Origin of the sequence: Clostridium sp. SM-530-WT-3G (genome assembly GCF_012843905.1) — a bacterium.
GTDB lineage: Bacteria > Bacillota > Clostridia > Clostridiales > Clostridiaceae > Clostridium.
In genome coordinates this window covers 1-1016 of record NZ_JABAGC010000091.1, presented here as the reverse complement: position 1 = coordinate 1016, position 1016 = coordinate 1, and the positions used below count along the sequence as shown (strand labels likewise).

Below are 1016 nucleotides of genomic sequence, written 5' to 3'. Positions count from 1 at the left end.
CCAGTAACGTCAGTTGTTCTGAAGTAGAATTGTGGTCTGTATCCATCGAAGAATGGAGTGTGTCTTCCACCTTCTTCTTTTTTAAGTACGTATACTTGACCTACGAACTTAGTGTGTGGGTGTACTGAGTTTGGTACTGCTAAAACTTGACCTCTTTCGATATCAGTTCTTTGGATACCTCTTAATAATGCTCCGATGTTATCACCAGCTTGTGCTTCGTCTAATAACTTTCTGAACATTTCGATTCCTGTAACAACAGTCTTCTTCTTTTCTTCACTTAAACCAACGATTTCAACTTCGTCTCCTACGTGAAGTACACCAGTTTCAACTCTACCAGTTGCAACTGTTCCTCTACCAGTGATTGTGAATACATCTTCTACTGGCATTAAGAAAGGCTTATCTGTAGCTCTTTCTGGAGTTGGGATGTAGCTATCTACTGCATCCATTAAGTCCATGATGCATTTAGTAGCTTCTGGATCTGTTGGGTTTTCTAATGCTTTTAAAGCTGAACCAGTTATTACTGGGATATCATCGCCTGGGAAGTCATATTCATTTAATAATTCTCTAACTTCCATTTCAACTAATTCTAATAATTCTGGATCATCTACCATATCAGCTTTGTTTAAGAATACTACTATGTATTCTATACCAACTCTTGATCCTAATAAGATATGTTCTCTTGTTTGTGGCATTGGACCATCTGCAGCTGAAACAACTAAGATAGCTCCGTCCATTTGTGCTGCACCAGTGATCATGTTCTTAACATAGTCAGCATGTCCTGGACAGTCAACGTGAGCGTAGTGTCTAGTTTCAGTTTCGTATTCAACGTGAGCAGTGTTGATAGTGATTCCTCTTTCTTTTTCTTCTGGAGCCTTATCGATATCTGCATAGTTGAATGCATCTGCAAATCCTTTGTTTGCTAAAACAGTTGTGATTGCAGCTGTTAAAGTTGTCTTACCGTGGTCAACGTGACCGATTGTTCCAATGTTAACATGTGGCTTACTTCTTTCAAATTT

General features: G+C 38.8%; 1 protein-coding gene. It reads right to left on the bottom strand.

Features of this window, described 5'->3' with window-relative positions; translation table 11 throughout:
- A partial coding sequence (gene tuf, locus HF850_RS15350) for an elongation factor Tu (RefSeq protein ID WP_169106281.1) occupies window positions 1–1016 on the bottom strand: 1016 nt, incomplete at both ends.